Here is a 17,715-nt window from a genome sequence, read left to right on the forward strand (position 1 = left end):
TTTAACCGAATATCATATTTTAACAAGTTATTGCCCTGTCTGCTTGTCTACCTTTAGTCAATAGCAGCCATGCAACACGTAGAATTTTTTCACACCGACCACTTCAACCAAAACTATCAGCGTCAAAGAGCTGATGAGTCTATTTCTTATTTTATCGACTTTTTCTGGGAAACCGATTTTGATGAGCTATGGAACCTCTACCCGAAAGGGTTTTCAGATGCGCTCTTTCCCAATACTGGTTATACTTACCTGCTCAACCTGGGTACGCCCTTTGTTATGCAGGTCGGTGATAAAAAGTTTGATATGAAAACAGATGGTTTTCTTCCACGTCATCGTGCTATAGAATGCTATCACCAGCCTGGTAATAAACTGTTTGGTATTAAGTTCAAGATATCGCCTGTTATTTTTGAGAAGAAAATTAATTTTTCCGAGTACAGAGAATATATTTTTCCACTCAGTTACCTGATGGATGCAAATATTCTTGCTGCCGTAAAAAAAGCAGGCAATTTTGGTGAACGGGTAGATTTACTTACACAGTATTTCGATAAAATTATCCGGCAGTATTCAGGTTCTCTCAAACCAATTCAGATTGTATCTGAGATACTTGCACACTGCGAAAACAAACGCGACTTTATTACACCTGTTGAGGATTATGCCAAACAATACGGTGTTTCCTCACGTACTTTACAACGTTATTTTGAAACAGCTACCAGCATCAGTACCAAAACGGCTATACAAATCATGCGTATACGGAAAGCAACGGAACACCTGGTAAGCGATCCCGATACTTTCAAAAGTTCCGACTATGGTTATTACGACCATAGCCATTTCTATAAACATCTGAAAAGTTTTCTGCAAAAAAACACACTGAAAAAATTACAGCCCCACCTGAAACTGCTGGAAAAGCTTCATAGCAAACATAAGAGTGAATGGTCAATGGTGAATGGTGAATGAGTTTTTTCCGTTAGATATAACATGTGAGAAAAATATACCCTTAGATATTTTAGTTAGAGATTGATATCTGCCTCTACTTATTTCCTGATGTATAAATACAATGGTCAATAGTGAATAGCGAACCTATTCACCATTCACCATTCAAACTATTAATTCCCTGCCCGGCTTCTTTCTTCTTCTGAAGCGGTAGTCCTCCTTCTCGCTGCCTGTACCGTATTTTTACCAAAGCGGTAAGTGAATGTCAGGTTGGCCACCCTTGTTTCACGATAAGCACGCCATTTTTCCAGATAGTTATTATAGGTAATCGTTCCTCTCGGAAGATTGGTCCAGAAAATATCAGAAATATTAAAACGGATGGTTCCTTTTTTGTTCATCACTGTTTTCTGCACACCTAATGCAAGACCCCATTGTGCTTTTGCTACCATGAAGCCATATTGTCCGCTTGAATTATAATTCACATTCAATTCGCTTATCCATCCATTGCCAATGGTGAATGTATTATTCGTTCTTATATCAAAAGAAGGTCTTCCGTTATTTAGTTGTGTAGTACCCAACCGGCCATTAAAATGGTTATAATATAGGTTGCCATTATTAATCATGTTCCACCACTTACTTATGCGTACAGGCGCCGACACCGTTAATCCATAATAATCCTGCCATGAAAGATTTACCGGAATCTGTACCGTAACATTATCATCAGAAGGAATATTGGGGAATACATCCTTGAAACGGGCAATGGCTACGTTCTGGTTTTGTTTGGTGCGGCTATAGCCCAAAGTAAAGCTGATATTCTTCATGGTATAACTCAACTCATACGACCAGGTTAACTGCGGCAATAAACCCGGACGGCCCGTAGCATAGGTGGTAACATCAATCAGAAATAAAAAGGGATTCAACTGCGAGTAACCCGGACGATCGATTCTTCTGCTCACCGATACACCCAGCGTATGGTTCTCTTTCATTTTATAATTCAAAAAAGCACTTGGAAATAACTGGAAATAAGAAGAATCAAAGCGGATATTGCCTTTTAACTGATGTGTATTAATCTTCGTATGTTCACCACGGAGGCCCAACTGCAGACTGAATTTTTTAAATTCCTTACTAAAATTCAGGTATCCTGCATTATTATATTCATTGTATTTAAAACGATTGGTTTTGTTTACATCATCCTGTGGTGTACCACTACTTACATCAAAGAATTTCGCATCGTTATCGGCAGAAACATAACTGGTTTTTACACCTGCCTCAAAACGGCCACTGGCTTTTAATGGGTTGGCATAATCTATTTTCGCTGTTCTTAAAATAAGTTTACCATCCTGGTCACCATCGAGAATATAATCAGGTTGCAGACTTCCGCCATTCAGGTTAAAGTATTTAGTAGCTACCCGTGAAAACGAGGATGAGTTGTATTCACCATAATCTACATCAGCTGTCAACTCTTTTCCTGCGGTATTAAAGGAATGTTTGAAATTAATATTGGCTACGATGTTATTTGCATGGTCATTGTTATTCGCCAAGGTTTGAAAAGTAGATATTTTTTGTCGCTGAGCATTTAACACCTCGGATCCGTTTACATTAGTTCTCCCTATTTTATTAAAGTTGGCACTCACCACTGCACCGATAATGGTTTTTTTAGATGGAAAAATATCAATACCAAATCTTGTATTGTGAAAATGAACAGGCGTTTTGGTGTAATTGTCTTTCAGATCACCTCCTGTATATATACCATTGTTATCGAAAAAATTCCTGTCCAGAATCAGGTGATTAAGATTCATCCGGTAGCCATATGAATAGTTACCAAACAGATTGATCTTTTTGTTACGATGATTAAAAGTGAGTCCCGCATTCGATTTTGGGTAGATACCCTGTCCATAACCCATTGTTACCGTACCATTGGTACCCATGCGCTGGTCTTTTTTCATTCTGATATCAATGATACCTGAATTACCTGCGGCATCATATTTTGCAGAAGGGTTGGTAATAATATCAATCCGCTCAATGGTATTGGAGGGAAGTCCGCGTAAATAATTGGCCAGATCGGCACCGGTCATTGGCGTGGGCTTTCCATCAATCATAATAATCACACCCTGCCTTCCTCTCAGGCCAATAGCATCATTCTGGTCTACAGTTACTCCCGGTGCACGTTCCAATACATCCAGTGCCGAGCTACCTGCACTAACAATACTGTTCTCTACGTTCACGACAATACGATCGGTGAGTTTTTGTATAAATGGTTTACGGCTGGTTACAGTTACCTCACTTGTAGAAGCAGCACTTACAGCAAGTGTAATGGTTCCAGACTGCATTTCACTTTGCTGTGCATTCAATTCAAGAAGCTGGGAATATTTTGTTGTATAACCAACAGCAGATATACGCAGCTGGTAAGTTCCCCAAGAAAGATTTTCAAACAGTGCCAGTCCTGTTTTATCTGTTATGGCCGCTTTTACCAGTATGGAGTCTTTTGAGCGCAATAATTCAACCGTTGCATTTTCAATGGCCTGCTGTTGCTCGCTCTGAACAATAGCTGTTATTTTCCCTGATCGCTGAGGCTGGCTATTTGCATAACCCGAAAACAGTATGGCGAATAAAAGAAAAAGGTAACAGTTTTTCATGGTCGGTATTTCTTAACCAAATATCTGCTGCACAACTACGGTAAACGACCATATTCTGTTGAACTGTAAAAGAAGCTTAGTCAACGGAGACTTTCGTAAATAAATATGTCTGTTTTTTACATTTACTTAAACGGATTACTATATTTTTCCTGCAGTATACTGGTACCATCTGTCAAAGTCTGCATAAATGCCAGTAACCGCTGCACATCCCGTGGAGCCACTGTATGCTGTGGTATGGCCCCATTGGTGCCAGCAAGCATATTTTGTAATGAGCGCACAGATCCATTATGGAAATAAGGTGCCGTATTGGCCACATTTCTTAATGAACTGGATTTGAAAGCCCTGGTTCCATTAATACCCTGATCTGTAGCATCAGGAAGTCCGAAAGCGGCAGCCGGAGAAGATGTAATAAACATAGGAGGTGTATGGCAAGCTGCACAGGTAATATTTCCGGCATTCAGAAAAAGGTTTTCACCTGCAGCCTCATCGGGTGTAAACTGTGCCTGCCCTTGTTTTACCAGGTCATATTTTGCCTGTGTGGTAACAATTGACCTGAGAAACTGTGCCAATGCTTTCGCGATACGCTCACTGGTAACCTGTGTACTTCCAAATGCATTCTGAAATAAAGCTGGATAATAAGATTGTGCCGCTACTTTCTGTTGCAGTTCATCGAGAGTAAGACCCATCTCTGTCATATCCTGAACAGGCATCAATACCTGTTGTTCCAGCGTTGCCGCTCTTTCATCCCAGAACATTTTACCTGATTTATAAAAACGCAGGTTTACTAAGGGCATCGAATGGCGGTTGGTTAATCCCCCTGCAAACCCTTTACTTTTAACTGCCGAATCTGAAAAAGAGAGAGCGGGTTGGTGGCAACTGGAGCAACTGATGGTATTGGTTTTTGATAATTGAACATCATAAAACAATACCCTTCCCAGCGTTGCTCCATGATCGGTAACAGGATTATCGGCAGGGGTATTATCCTGCGCGGCCAATACCTGTGCAATATGCGAGGGAAGCCCCTGATTGGCATATGAATAAGGTGTAGAAGGCAGGGTGGGTGTTCTGGCCGTATTGGTTGTTACCGGTATTGTATTATTAGTGGTGGAAGTATTGGTAGTAACCGCATCTTTTCCGGAGCAGTATTGAAATACAATAGAAACAATAGTCAGCACCGCAATCATATTCTTTTTCATGTGCAGAAGGTTTAGTATTTGCATGATACTTTTTAGATGCAGCCTGTTATAAAAACCTTCGCCGTTAACAAAACTTTCGCAACTCATCCCGGCCCTCTCTTTACGAAGCATAGAGGGTCGGGGTGAGTTAATTATATTTGTTGCATGCAAGATATCCTTCTGCTTCATGGGGCCATTGGTTCCGAAGACCAGTTTTCTGCTTTGCGCAGCCTTTTTTCTTCACAGGACTACCGCATACATAGTTTCAATTTTTCAGGACATGGCGGTAAGCCTATCAACAAACCTCTTTCAATGGAGTTGTTTGCTTCGGAAACATTTGCGTATATCAGGGAACATTCATTAAACAATGTCTCTGTTTTCGGATATAGTATGGGTGGTTATGTAGCCATATATCTTTCCACTTTATATCCGGACCTTATCGGTAAAATAGCCACATTGGGAACCAAATATCATTGGTCGCCTGAAATTGCAGCCAAAGAAATTAAAATGTTACGTCCCGATGTTATTGAAGAAAAAATACCGGCATTTGCAGCTGCATTGGCGAAGAGACATGGAGCTGAACAATGGAAACTATTACTGAAAGCTACAGCCGATATGCTTGTGAAACTGGGCAATAATCCATTATTACATGATGAGGTATTTTCGAAAATCAATACAGAAATCCTGTTGCTGATAGGTGAAAAAGACAATATGGTTTCCTTAGCGGAAACCCAGTCCATACAGGCACAACTGCACAATAGTTCCATGATTGTATTAGCCGATACACTTCATCCTTTGGAACAGGTAAATGCTTCATACTTAGCCGAAACACTATTGTCCTTTTTTTCCGGATCAGCCATGTAATATTTTGATCAGCAGCCTTAAAAAATCGTCTGGCTCAAAAGGTTTGGTAACAATTCCATTGATGGAAAGGTCTTTTGCTTTTTCCTCAACTTCGGATGGAAGACTGGCTGTTAAAGCTACAATGGGTATGTTTATGCCCCTTGACCTGATAACAGATATGGCTTCATAACCATCCATCACAGGCATATGCATATCCATTAATACCAGTTTATGTTTTTGGGTATCCAGTTTTTTAACCGCTTCTTCACCATTTACAGCAACATCAATATGGGCACCCCATTTTTCAAGAAAGGTTTTTGCTACCAGCACATTCAGTTCATTGTCTTCTGCCATCAGCATTGATACGCCGCTGAGAGGTCTTCCTTTTTCAATTTCAACAACCTCTTCCTCCTGGTTAAAATTGAATGCCTGTGAAACAGGGAAGGTCTGTGTAAAGAAAAAGACAGAACCTGTTCCACTTTCACTCTTAAGTTGCAGTTGTGAACCCTGCAGCTCCAGTATTTTTTTACAAATGGAAAGACCAAGACCGGTACCACCAAAACTTCTGGATGTAGAAGTATCCGCTTGTGTAAAGCGATCGAAGATCAATTTTTGTTTTTCAGCAGCAATACCGATACCGGTATCTTCTACCCGGATGGTTAGTGTTACATGCTGTTTACTCAGTTTTTCCTGTTTAATCACCAGTTTTACATGTCCCTTTCTGGTAAACTTGATGGCATTCTGTAAAAGGTTACCTACTACCTGACTGATTCTTGTTGGATCAGAAATAATACGGGAGTTAAATGCAGGATCTTTTTCAAGAATCAGCTCAATTCCTTTTTCATCTGCAATGGTTTTAAGTCCGGCCAATAAATCCTGAAATACTTTAACCAGATCCATGTCTATGTATTCGAAATTGATCTTACCCGCTTCGATTTTATTATAATCGAGGATATCATTTACAATATTCAGCAGGTTATTGGCTGAAAAAAGTAATACATTCAGTTGTTCTTTCTGGTCTTCTCTGGGTTTGTTTTCCAGTAAAATATGCGATAGGCCAATCACAGAATTCAAAGGAGTTCTGATTTCATGTGACATGTTTGACAGAAAATCACTTTTTGCGACCAATCCCTGTTCTGCTTCTTTCTTGGCTTTATTCAACAGAAAAGAATAACGGTAAGAAAGAATCAGTGATTGAAGGAAAAAGAAGGATATATAACCAATAAACAATAATTCCTTCTGCGGAGCCACAAAACCGAAGTATTGCAGGTTGATAATAATGAATACGAGCATTACAACACCTGTGCTCATTAAGGCATAACCAGCTCCCAGTCTTTTTTTACGATAAGCGATTACATAAATATAAAACGCATAGGCAATTACACTGAACATAACCAATAAAAAAGGATTGATCAGTTGCGTAAATACGGAAGGCGGGAAAATAATTGTTATCAGAGATAAAATAATACAGGCCCAGGTTTCAACTGCTGTAACATATTTATTAGAATCTTCCGGATACAGTTTTTGTGTGTATTGTGTAAAAAAGATTACACTTACAAAAAGGGTAAGGTATTCAAGGTGTACCAGTATGATCCACGGAACATCTCCAATAAAACTATGCAACGCATATTGTGAGGCGCCAACAATCCGATAGCTATAAGTAATACAGAATAATGCGAAATAAAGAATCGTTTTATCATAACGTCCGAAAAAATACAGACCGAAAAAGAAGAGTCCACACATCACTATACTCCCCATCAATATAAAATCAAGTCCATTGTTCTTCGCCCTTTCGGTAAATAGTGTTTCTTTATTACCAATTACAATAGACTTGTAGGGCCCGCCTTTTGAATGTTCAAAATTAGCTATCTGTAAAATCAGTTTCAGCGTATCGCCAACCGGAAAAAGTTCACGCGTAAACTGTTGCCATTGAGGTACGGTGGCTTTTTTTGTTTTACCCGGTACGCCCGATTGTACAAATAATTCATTGTTTACAAATAATTTGTAGCTGGTATAAGTATCTGGTACATCCAGTGCCAGGTTTCTGGCATTGTGCGGAAGCAGTACCGTAAGCATATAGGAGGCATAGCCCTTAGGTGTAATAACACTACCGCCTATCAACGTATCATCCCATCTTTTCGGAAAAGGAATCAGTCCTGTCATGCGGCTTTCCTTTTCGCCGGGTTCACACAATTGCTGCCAGTAAAACCCCCATTCACCATCGAGCCTGATCCTGGTGGTAGACAAATCTATCTGTCGTAAATCAATGATACCATTTTGTGCACGCGGAGGTTGCGGAGCAGCTAAAGAATGAAACAATAAACTGCTGAAAAATAATACTATTATCAGCCTGTTCCTGAATATAGACTTTGGATATAGATTCATCTGCTTGCTTGAAAATTTTACTCCGCTGGCGTCAGCAGTTCTGCTTTCAAATTACTCAAAACTTTCGCTAAGTACCGAATTAATCAACAGGTTTCCATATAAAAAAATTTTCTATTGCATTCCTGTAGTTATACAACCAGTCTCCTTCTTATTTAGCCACTGATCACCAACCACATTCTTATGTGATATGTTAGCTGTTTTATTTCCTGCAGCTTTGGCCCTGTTTAAAAAACAGTATATGCAAAACGAAACGCGTTATAACCCTTTTTATCAGATACATCAGGGACTCAGGGCAATGTTATACCATTGCTCACTACAGGTACAGCATACCAATTTTATGGATGACGCAGCTGCTGCCGAAACGATCGCTTCTTTAAAAGAATTGATCTGGCTTTTTGAAGGCCATGCACACACAGAAGACACCAAAGTATTCAGCCTCTTGCAATTAAAAGCTCCCGAAGTTATAGAGGACTTTGAAAAACAACATGACAAGGACCATATGCTGGCCGCACATTTACAAGGCTGTATTGAACAGTATGAAGTGGCTGCAAAACCCAGTGATAAAGTTTTTGCCGGTCGTCAGCTGCAGTTTTCATTAGCTGAGTTTACGGCTTTTAACCTCTGCCATATGAATATGGAAGAAGTGATCATAAGGGATCTGTTATGGAAATACTATAGCGATGAACAATTGCACGCTGTAACCATGGATATTGTTGGTAGCTTGCCGCCCGAAAAAAACGCCCGGTATAGCTACTGGATGTTGAAAGGTCTTGCCACACATGAGATTATTGAGTGGTACAAAGTAATCCAGGCAACAGCCCCTTCATTTATATTCGACCAGATGTTGGAGCTGGCTGCTCATGCTTTGTCGCCCATAGATTTTTCAGCCATACAGGAAGCTATTGCCACCCCTGAAATGGCATAAATAAATTTACACTTACTACAATCGGTATATATAACAGAAGCCCTCCATTACAGAGGGCTTCCTTGGTATATGGTTGGTTAGTAAGTAAGCTTATTGCGGCTTTTTTTCCAGCAGCTTGAAGAATTGATCAAGCATAGGTTGAATTACAATTCTTGTTCTACGGTTAGCAGCTCTTCCTTCAGCTGTTCCATTGTCTTTTAAAGGAATGTATTGACTTCTTCCAGCAGCGGTCATACGTTTGGGATCAATGCCATACGTATCCTGTAATATACGTACGATGGTAGTGGCCCTTCTTACACTCAGATCCCAGTTATCCTGAATCACAGAAGTTTTAATAGGCAGTGAGTCTGTATGACCTTCTACGATAAATTCAATTTCAGGTTGAGCATTCAATACTTTGGCTACCTTACCCAGTACTTCTCTGGCCCTGTCGGTTACTTCATAGCTGGCACTTTTGAAAAGCAGTTTATCAGAAATATCTACGTACACAACACCTTTATCAACTTTAATATTAATGTCTTCGTCATTCAGGTTACCGATGGCCCCTTTCAGGTTCATTACAAGGGCCATGTTTAAAGAATCCTTACGGGCAATGGAACCCTGGAGATCTTTGATATAAAGATCTTTAGCACCAATATTCTCCAGCGATTTCTTAATGCTTTCAGCCTGCGCACCGGTTACCACGGAAAGATCTTTTAATTGATTCAATACTGTTGTATTGTTTTGTTTTAAGAAATCGATCTGCTTATTCAGATCGGCCAACTGGTCCTCAAGTGCCTGTTTGCGGGTATTCAATTCACTGTTCTGGCTCTTTGATTTTGCCAATTGGTTTTCAAGATCTTTGATCTGATCCTGTAATTCACGGTATTTTCCCTGCATTTCCAGATACGCACCGCTTAACTGGGTATATTTTGCTTCTGACTCTTTAAATTTCTTGGTACTTACACAGGAAAACAGCAGTACTGAAGAGGCTGCTGCCACGATGAAACGATTGGTTCTCATAGTTCTACGTTTTTATCCAGCTATACAACGAAAAACCATACCAGAATATTGTGCCCTGCCCAAAAGCACCCTGATCCTTCATGAATCTCAGCAGAAATTTATTCGAATACAACCAGTTCAGCAGCCCGGTACCATTCCGGATAGCGGTCGCTGTACTGTATATCAATATTTTTTCTTTTGATTTTAAGTGTAGGGGTCAATAGACCATTTTGAATGGTCCATTCTTCTTTACATACAATCAGCCTTGCCAGCTGCTCATGGTGCTCGAGTGTCTGGTTAAGATCATCCAGTAGTTTAGATAATTCCTTTTTTAATACTTCCTGATCTTTGTCTATAACCTGTTCAGTAAGTGTACAAAGTACCATGGCAGCAGGTTGTCCTGATCCAATCACACAAACCTGACCCAGATAAGGATGTGTCAAAAGCTGGTTTTCGATGGGTGCCGGTGTAATATATTTTCCTTTACCTGTTTTAAACTGATCCTTGATACGACCTGTAATGGTAAGGTATCCTTCCGCATCTATAGAACCTTCATCACCTGTTTTGAGAAAACCATCTTCAAAACACTGCGCCGATAATTCGGGCTCTTTATAATAACCCAGCATGGATGCATCGCTTTTTACCTGCACCTCATTATCTTTTCCCAATCTTACCATTACACCGGCATAAGGTTGCCCCACTGTTCCAAATTTTGCCGACATTTTTTTATTTACATGTGAAAGTGCCACATTCTCTGTCATGCCGTAGGCTTCCTGAATAATAATACCCAGTTTTGCATACCAATATAATAATGCCGGATTGATAGGAGAGGCGCCGGTAAAAATATGCCGGGCTCTTCCGAGTCCTAATTTTTTTCGAATCGTCTTTTTGATAAGCGTGGAAACAAGGGGTATACTTAATAGCCGATCCAGTTTTTTCTGTGGCATTTTTTTCAGGATGCCTTCCTGCATTTTTTCCCAGATACGGGGCACAGCTAAAAATATCGTAGGCTGTGTATAAGCGAGATTGGTGGCAAAAGTATCCAGCGACTCCACGAAATAAACCGTACTTCCTGTAAAAATGGTTCCACATTCTACCAGCATACGTTCGGCTACATGACACAATGGTAAATAAGAAAATAATATTTCTGTTTGAATAGTGGGAAAATTTTTAAGAAAAGCATTCACTGCAAAAGCCATGGCATGATAGGTATGCATAACACCTTTCGCCTGACCCGTTGTTCCGGAAGTATAAACAATACAGGCCAAAGCCTCAGGATCAAGTTGGGGAATACCGTTAAGTGGTAAATGTGTTGCCACCAGCTCATCCCAATTCATACAACCGGCATTCGGGTAAAAAGGAAAACTGATCTGTTCAAGTGTATCCGGAACACCTTTTCTGATCTGTTCAGGTTGATCAAGTTTGCCAATAAAAATAGCTTTGCTTTCACTATGCAGAATAATTTCCTGTAAAGTTTCTGCACTGATATTCGGATAGAGGGGTACGGAAACACAGCCTGCCATAGCAATGGCCAGATCGGACATGATCCAGTGCGCACAATTCTTACTTAATATGGCTATTTTATCATCCTTTCCAAATCCCATTGCATTCAATGCAGCTGCCATACTCCGGATTTGTTCACCGGCCTGTTTCCACGTGAATGTCTGATAAACACCCTTTACCGGTTCTGCTAAAAAAAGCTGATCGGGTTTTGTCTGTTCATATTCACAGAATTTTTCAACAATATTAGGATAGTACATAGGAGGGTGTTTATATCGATGATTCATTTTGTAAATGCGCGAGTCCCTGATCTGCTTTTTTTCCCTGAACAGGGGCGTAAAAAGAAATGATACATTTGAAATCGGCAGCTTCATCTTCCGTAGGATAAAAAGGTGCCGCGAAATACACTTGTTTCTTTTTGAAATCAAATGCAGTCATGATAATGGGCACACCCGCCTTTTTCGCGATATGATAAAAACCGGTTTTCAGTCGCTCTACTTTTTTTCTTGTTCCCTCTGGTGATAAAGCCAATACAAATTGCTCATGCTGGTTAAAAAGATCCACTACCTGATCAACCATATTGTGTTTATTGGATCTGTCAACAGGATAGCCCCCCATACGGCGAAAGAAAAAACCGAAACGGCTCTCAAACAATTCTGCCTTGCCTAAATATTTAACGTGCTGTAAACTCAGTACACTGCGCACAGCCAGTCCGATAATAAAATCCCAGGCACTGGTATGGGGCGCTACAATAATGACAGCTTTGGGAATATGATGCGGAAAGTCTGACTGAACCTTCCATCCCGTCATCCACAGGTAAAGTTTCCAGAGTAGTCTCATGGGCAAGCAGTTGGAGACAAGATAATTTGAAAATGTGACAATTTATCCGCCTGAGGCGGATAAAAATGACCGGCTTGGTATGAATTATCACATTTTCAAATTATCACATTTCTTCTGCAGCGCAAACATTTCATCTCTCAGCCTCGCTGCTTCTATAAAATCAAGGTCGCGTGCGGCTTTTTCCATTTGCTTTTTGGTAGCAGCAATCGCTTTTTCTATTTGTGGGATCGTTTTGTACTCTACCTGCTCTTCTGCTGCTGTAGATACAAGTTGTTCCTCTTTTTGTAAAGCATACGGATTTGACGGATCATATCCTTTGATATCGAGTACCGATGTTTGTGCAAAAACCTGCTCCTTACTTTTGATCACCGTTTTAGGCGTGATATTATGTGCAATATTATAAGCAATCTGTTTTTCTCTCCTTCTGCTGGTCTCATCAATGGTACGCTGCATACTCTCCGTCATCTTATCTGCATAAAAAATAACCAGTCCATCAACATTTCTGGCGGCACGACCAGCCGTCTGCGTTAGAGATCTTTCATTTCTTAAAAACCCTTCTTTGTCAGCATCCAGAATAGCCACCAGTGAAACCTCTGGTAAATCAAGTCCTTCACGTAAAAGATTTACGCCTACCAATACATCTATCACACCCAGACGCAGGTCGCGTAAAATTTCTACCCGCTCCAGCGTATCAACATCACTGTGAATGTATTTTGATTTGATATTGATTCTGCCCAGGTATTTGTCCATTTCCTCTGCCATTCTTTTGGTAAGGGTGGTTACCAGCACACGGTCTCCTTTTTTAACACGTTTATCAATTTCATCTAACAGATCATCAATCTGGTTCACACTGGGTCTTATTTCAATAGGCGGATCTAATAAACCTGTGGGGCGCACAACCTGCTCTACCACCACACCACCGGTTTTTTCCAGCTCATAATCACCCGGTGTGGCGCTTACAAAAACAGTTTGTCCAATCAGCGATTCAAATTCATGAAAATTCAAAGGCCGGTTATCCATGGCACTGGGCAGGCGGAAACCATAATCTACAAGCACCATTTTCCTGCTCCGGTCACCCCCGTACATACCTGCTACCTGAGGTACCGTTTGATGGCTTTCATCAATCACGCAAAGAAAATCTTTGGGAAAATAATCCAGCAAACAGAAAGGTCTTGTTCCCGGCTGCCGGCGATCGAAAAAGCGGGAGTAGTTTTCAATACCATTACAATAACCGAGTTCACGAATCATTTCCAGGTCATATTCCACTCGTTCTTTTAAACGCTGCGCTTCTATAAATTTTCCGATATTTTTAAAATATTCCACCTGAGCCATCATCTCATCCTGTATCTCATGCATCACCTGCTGAATCATGTCTTTGGGTGCCAGGTAGAGGTTGGCAGGAAAGATGGCCGCAGTATCCATCAAACCGATTCTTTTATTGGTGGCCGTTTCGATGCTTTCTATTTCTTCTATTTCATCTCCGAAAAAACTAATCCGGTAACCAAAATCAACATAGGGCAGGTTAATATCAACAGTATCGCCTTTTACACGGAAAGTACCTCTTTTAAATTCTTCCTGACTCCTGTTGTATAGGGCATTTACCAACTGATGCAGAAAGCCCTGCCTCGAAATAACCTGTCCTTTATGAATACGGATAATACCATTTTCGTATTCGGTAGGGTTACCCATACCATAAATACAGCTCACACTGGCCACTACAATAATATCTCTCCTTCCACTCAATAATTGTGAAGTAGCCTGTAAGCGAAGTTTATCGAGTTCTTCATTAATACTGAGGTCCTTTTCAATATAGGTATCACTCACCGGCATATAGGCTTCCGGCTGGTAATAATCATAGTAGCTAACAAAATATCCAACAGCATTATCCGGGAAAAACTGTTTGAATTCGCCGTATAGTTGTGCTACGAGTGTTTTATTATGTGTTAGTACCAATGTGGGTCTTTGTACATTATTGATCACATTGGCCATGGTAAAAGTTTTACCACTACCCGTTACACCCAGCAGCGTCTGGTATTGCTCGCCATTCTGAATACCTTCGGTAAGCTGTGCAATAGCCGAAGGCTGATCACCTGCGGGTTGATATGGTGAATGAAGTTTGAATGGCATATAGAGTACTTAAACGAAAAATAAAGTTACAGTGTAAATATTTTTAAAAACTGAAAACTTGTTGCTGCATAAAAGAAACCCGTTGTGTATATTTATGTTAGATTTATTTCTAACAACATTCCTCTCATATGCGTGTTGATGCTGATGATATAGTTCAAAAATCTACTTTCAACCTTGAACATTTTTTCGAACTCTCAGCAGATTTGTTTTGTATAGCCGGTTATGATGGGTATTTCAGAAAAATAAACAGTGCTGTTTGTAAAACACTGGGGTATAGTGAGCAGGAATTGTTAGCTGTTCCTATTTCCAGTTTTATTCATCCCGACGACCGACATATTACCGCCCGTTACCGGAATGAACTGATTCAGGGGGAACCACTCCTGCATTTCGAAAACCGTTATATCACCAAAACCGGTGACATAGTATGGCTTTCCTGGACCTCCATGCCTGCTGCTGATGAAGAACTTGTTTATGCCATCGCTAAAAATATCAGTCATAAAAAATCAGAAGAAGCCGATCGTAATAAACTGATTACTGAATTAGGCCAATTGAATAATAATCTTAAACAACTCTCTTACACAACATCGCACGATCTCCGTTCGCCGGTTAATAACCTGCTGAGCATTTTCAACCTTTTGAATAAACGTACCATTGAGGATGAAGAAGTACAAAGATTTCTGGTTATTCTGAAATCGGGTACCGAAAGATTAAAAGAAACGCTCAATGAATACATTGATCTGTTAAATAAAAACCAGCACCTGAAAATTGAAAAAGAAGAAATTTTTTTTCAGGATGTGTACCAAAGTGTTACCAGTTCTATACAAACATTGATTATTGACTCCAAAGTTGCTATCAAAACAGATTTTGAAGCATTGCCCTCCGTTTATTTCAACCGCTATTACCTGGAAAGTGTTTTTCTCAATTTAATTACCAACGCTATTAAATATGCATTTCCGGGAAGGCCCCCCGTAATTGAATTTCATAGCTGGATTGAAAACGATGAGTTGTTACTGAGTGTTACTGATAACGGAAGAGGATTTGATATGGAAAAAGTAAAAGATCGCATTTTCGGTATGCAACAACGTTTTCATGAACACAATGATAGTAAGGGAATTGGCTTATACCTTGTACACCATCACATAAATTCTATGGATGGTAACATTACTGTAAACAGCCAGCCAGATAAAGGAACTTCTTTTATCATCCGTTTTGCAAAACAATAACTACAATACACCTAACTATTTTATGCCGAGTAATAAACCTATTTTCCTGATTGCATTTTTATGTTCCGGATTAACAGCAATGAGTCAAAATGGGAACGAAGCTTTTTTTGCTTTCAGGGAAGATGGATCACCAGCCGGTAGTCTTAACAGGGCTGCCTATTTTATGCATCGTGTAAAAGAAAACGATACTACCTACGTTTGTCGCTTTTACCAGACAACCGGACCCATGATAAAATGTGAAACCTATAAAGATGAAAATCTATCCATACCACATGGTCGTTTTGCATGGTATAACAAAACAGGCAGTTTAGATAGTACTGGTTTGGTAAAAAATGCAAAAAAAGATGGTTACTGGGAATTTAGAAAGCCTGATGGCTCGATGAACATGAGCATTTTTTTTGAAAACGGCAAACATGTCTGGACCAGAAACTTCACAACCAATATCACAACTTATGCCGATGGAAGGATACTTGATCTGAATTCAAAATCCTATAAAGATTCTATTGCTGCCATCGTTGATGCAATCGCTGACAAAAAACCCGCTGAATTCAAAGGGGGGTTAAAGGGTTGGAGCAACTATATTGAAAAAACACTGCAAACACCAGGTCGCTTCAGTGGTATTGCCGGAAGAGGGGCAAGAGGTCGTGTTGTTGTAAGCTTTACGATCGACACAGAGGGTAGGGCAACAGATATGTACATCGATCATTCTGTGGAATGGTCGGTAGATATGGAAACGATCAGGATTTTAAAAGAGAGCCCCAGATGGAGTCCTGCCATGCAAAACGGCAAACCGGTAATTTATCGCCATAAACAAAGTGTTACATTCGTAGTAAGTTAATTGAAAATCAAACAGTTATACATTTTTTGCAAAACTTAATATTAATTAATTGTTACCAATTCGTAAATTCATAGAGCTATCAAGCCCTGAATTTGCGCAAAAAACTGTACATATTATTCATTTCCACGGTATTATACATTTCCACCGGCTATGCACAAAATACTGTGTCGGAGAAAGAACTGGTATTGGACTTTTATGGCGATTCTATTGCCTTACCGCAGGATTCCTCTATTCTTGTTGATTTCAGTGAGCCGCTTTCTAAAAAAGGGATTGGTGATTTTTACAGCAAGCTTACATCTGGTACATATCAACTGTTGATTCAACAATTACTGCAATACAGGGATAGCCGCAAACTCGACGATTGGTTTTATTATCAGCTGATCAGGACCACAGCAGAAAAGTTAAGTCCCAAAGCTGCTAACTATCATCGCTATACCCTGTACAAATGGTTTTTACTGAATGAATCGGGTTATAGTTCCACCTTACGTTTCCGGAACGACACTTTGTTATTGTATGTAAGAAGCGAGGAAAATATTTATGATATTCCTTATTACATGACAGGTGACAAACAATATGTTTGCCTCAATTACCACGACTACAATAATAAGGTTGCGGTAGATGCCGTCTCTTTCACTACAGTTGCCCTGTATGATGGGGGTACCAACAGGTTTTCGTACAAAGTAACCAGGCTGCCACAGATCAGAAACAACAATTTTACTGTTAAACAGCTATACTTCGATTATAAAAACAAGGAATATAAATTCAATGTATTGCTGGATCAGCAGGTTCAGAAAATTTTTACCAACTATCCGGTAGTTGACTATGCATCACAATTTGGTATTCCACTTAGCCAGACCACTTATAATTCACTGGTGCCCTTATTAAAGGAAGCAGTAAGTAAAATGAATCAGCAACAGGGTGTTGATTATCTGATGCATTTTACCCGCTCAGCTTTTCTGTTTGAAACAGATACCAAAGCTTACGGAAAAGAAAAACGTTTATCAGCAGAACAAACTTTGTTTTATGAATACAGTGATTGCGAGGATCGCTCTGCGTTTTTCTTCTTTCTGGTAAAAGAAATCTATCAACTACCTATGATTGTCTTATCCTACCCAACCCATATTACCGTTGCGGTTCAGTTCGATAAGGCTTCAGGTACACCCATTCTGTATAATGGAGAGCCTTACTGGGTTTGTGAACCCACTCCACAGAAAAAGAATCTCAAAATCGGTGAGTTGCTTCCTTCCCTTAAAAATCAGGCTTTTGAAGTTGTGTATGCTTATAAGCCGCATTGATATGATTCCCCATTCAT

General features: G+C 39.9%; 13 protein-coding genes. 6 read left to right on the top strand and 7 right to left on the bottom strand.

The annotated features are described in order from the left end of the window. Nucleotides 1-69 precede the first annotated feature (69 nt). Nucleotides 70-954, top strand: coding sequence for a helix-turn-helix domain-containing protein (locus BC659_RS06900; protein WP_133473937.1), 885 nt, complete (start codon nt 70-72; stop codon nt 952-954). Nucleotides 955-1,103: 149 nt separating this feature from the next. On the opposite strand, the gene BC659_RS06905 is transcribed toward BC659_RS06900, so the two are convergent. Both BC659_RS06905 and BC659_RS06910 read right to left on the bottom strand, forming a co-directional pair. Then, entirely contained in the window at nt 1,104-3,566 is a 2,463-nt protein-coding gene (locus BC659_RS06905) for a TonB-dependent receptor (RefSeq protein ID WP_133473938.1), read from the bottom strand. Nucleotides 3,567-3,688: 122 nt separating this feature from the next. Then, on the bottom strand, nt 3,689-4,762 hold the full coding sequence (locus BC659_RS06910) for a cytochrome-c peroxidase (protein WP_162847370.1): 1,074 nt from the start codon (nt 4,760-4,762) through the stop codon (nt 3,689-3,691). A 144-nt stretch (nt 4,763-4,906) separates the two neighbouring features. Between BC659_RS06910 and BC659_RS06915 the strand changes: the two genes are divergently transcribed. Next, on the top strand, nt 4,907-5,605 hold the full coding sequence (locus BC659_RS06915) for an alpha/beta fold hydrolase (protein ID WP_133473940.1): 699 nt from the start codon (nt 4,907-4,909) through the stop codon (nt 5,603-5,605). On the opposite strand, the gene BC659_RS06920 is transcribed toward BC659_RS06915, so the two are convergent. Continuing rightward, complete coding sequence (locus BC659_RS06920; protein ID WP_133473941.1) at nt 5,594-7,969, bottom strand: ATP-binding protein; 2,376 nt, start codon at nt 7,967-7,969, stop codon at nt 5,594-5,596. The two genes, BC659_RS06915 and BC659_RS06920, sit on opposite strands and share 12 nt — an antisense overlap. 238 nt (nt 7,970-8,207) lie before the next feature. On the opposite strand from BC659_RS06920, the gene BC659_RS06925 reads away from it, so the two are divergent. After that, complete coding sequence (locus BC659_RS06925; RefSeq protein WP_162847371.1) at nt 8,208-8,894, top strand: hemerythrin domain-containing protein; 687 nt, start codon at nt 8,208-8,210, stop codon at nt 8,892-8,894. A gap of 90 nt (nt 8,895-8,984) precedes the next feature. On the opposite strand, the gene BC659_RS06930 is transcribed toward BC659_RS06925, so the two are convergent. The 4 genes from BC659_RS06930 to uvrB form a co-directional block, all read right to left on the bottom strand. Next, on the bottom strand, nt 8,985-9,896 hold the full coding sequence (locus tag BC659_RS06930; RefSeq protein WP_133473943.1) for an OmpA family protein: 912 nt from the start codon (nt 9,894-9,896) through the stop codon (nt 8,985-8,987). 98 nt (nt 9,897-9,994) lie between these two features. Continuing rightward, nucleotides 9,995-11,635, bottom strand: a complete 1,641-nt coding sequence (locus tag BC659_RS06935; RefSeq protein ID WP_162847372.1) for an AMP-binding protein — start codon at nt 11,633-11,635, stop codon at nt 9,995-9,997. Between the two features lie 10 nt (nt 11,636-11,645). Beyond that, nucleotides 11,646-12,215, bottom strand: coding sequence for a 1-acyl-sn-glycerol-3-phosphate acyltransferase (locus tag BC659_RS06940; protein WP_133473945.1), 570 nt, complete (start codon nt 12,213-12,215; stop codon nt 11,646-11,648). An 87-nt stretch (nt 12,216-12,302) separates the two neighbouring features. Beyond that, a complete protein-coding gene (gene uvrB, locus BC659_RS06945; protein WP_133473946.1) occupies nt 12,303-14,342 on the bottom strand; it encodes an excinuclease ABC subunit UvrB in 2,040 nt (679 codons plus the stop codon). 128 nt (nt 14,343-14,470) lie between these two features. Here uvrB and BC659_RS06950 point away from each other — a divergent pair, with 128 nt between their 5' ends. From BC659_RS06950 to BC659_RS06960, 3 genes are all read left to right on the top strand, one after another. Next, on the top strand, nt 14,471-15,565 hold the full coding sequence (locus BC659_RS06950; RefSeq protein ID WP_133473947.1) for a sensor histidine kinase: 1,095 nt from the start codon (nt 14,471-14,473) through the stop codon (nt 15,563-15,565). Then, the gene (locus BC659_RS06955; protein ID WP_133473948.1) at nt 15,552-16,403 is read left to right on the top strand and encodes an energy transducer TonB; all 852 of its coding nucleotides are present in this window, start codon (nt 15,552-15,554) and stop codon (nt 16,401-16,403) included. Before BC659_RS06950 ends, BC659_RS06955 begins: the two co-directional genes overlap by 14 nt. Before the next feature lie 92 nt (nt 16,404-16,495). Beyond that, a complete protein-coding gene (locus BC659_RS06960) occupies nt 16,496-17,698 on the top strand; it encodes a hypothetical protein (RefSeq protein WP_211340719.1) in 1,203 nt (400 codons plus the stop codon). Nucleotides 17,699-17,715: the final 17 nt, after the last annotated feature.

Source organism: Sediminibacterium goheungense (assembly GCF_004361915.1).
GTDB classification, from domain to species: Bacteria; Bacteroidota; Bacteroidia; order Chitinophagales; family Chitinophagaceae; genus Sediminibacterium; species Sediminibacterium goheungense.

What these genes read in the sequence shown, in the direction of transcription:
- BC659_RS06900 (WP_133473937.1), top strand. Translation starts at nt 70, where the DNA reads ATGCAACACGTAGAATTTTTTCACACCGACCACTTCAACCAAAACTAT.
- BC659_RS06940 (WP_133473945.1), bottom strand. Translation starts at nt 12,215, where the DNA reads ATGAGACTACTCTGGAAACTTTACCTGTGGATGACGGGATGGAAGGTT.
- BC659_RS06915 (WP_133473940.1), top strand. Translation starts at nt 4,907, where the DNA reads ATGCAAGATATCCTTCTGCTTCATGGGGCCATTGGTTCCGAAGACCAG.
- BC659_RS06950 (WP_133473947.1), top strand. Translation starts at nt 14,471, where the DNA reads ATGCGTGTTGATGCTGATGATATAGTTCAAAAATCTACTTTCAACCTT.
- BC659_RS06935 (WP_162847372.1), bottom strand. Translation starts at nt 11,635, where the DNA reads ATGTACTATCCTAATATTGTTGAAAAATTCTGTGAATATGAACAGACA.
- uvrB (WP_133473946.1), bottom strand. Translation starts at nt 14,342, where the DNA reads ATGCCATTCAAACTTCATTCACCATATCAACCCGCAGGTGATCAGCCT.
- BC659_RS06920 (WP_133473941.1), bottom strand. Translation starts at nt 7,969, where the DNA reads ATGAATCTATATCCAAAGTCTATATTCAGGAACAGGCTGATAATAGTA.
- BC659_RS06905 (WP_133473938.1), bottom strand. Translation starts at nt 3,566, where the DNA reads ATGAAAAACTGTTACCTTTTTCTTTTATTCGCCATACTGTTTTCGGGT.
- BC659_RS06930 (WP_133473943.1), bottom strand. Translation starts at nt 9,896, where the DNA reads ATGAGAACCAATCGTTTCATCGTGGCAGCAGCCTCTTCAGTACTGCTG.
- BC659_RS06910 (WP_162847370.1), bottom strand. Translation starts at nt 4,762, where the DNA reads ATGAAAAAGAATATGATTGCGGTGCTGACTATTGTTTCTATTGTATTT.
- BC659_RS06925 (WP_162847371.1), top strand. Translation starts at nt 8,208, where the DNA reads ATGCAAAACGAAACGCGTTATAACCCTTTTTATCAGATACATCAGGGA.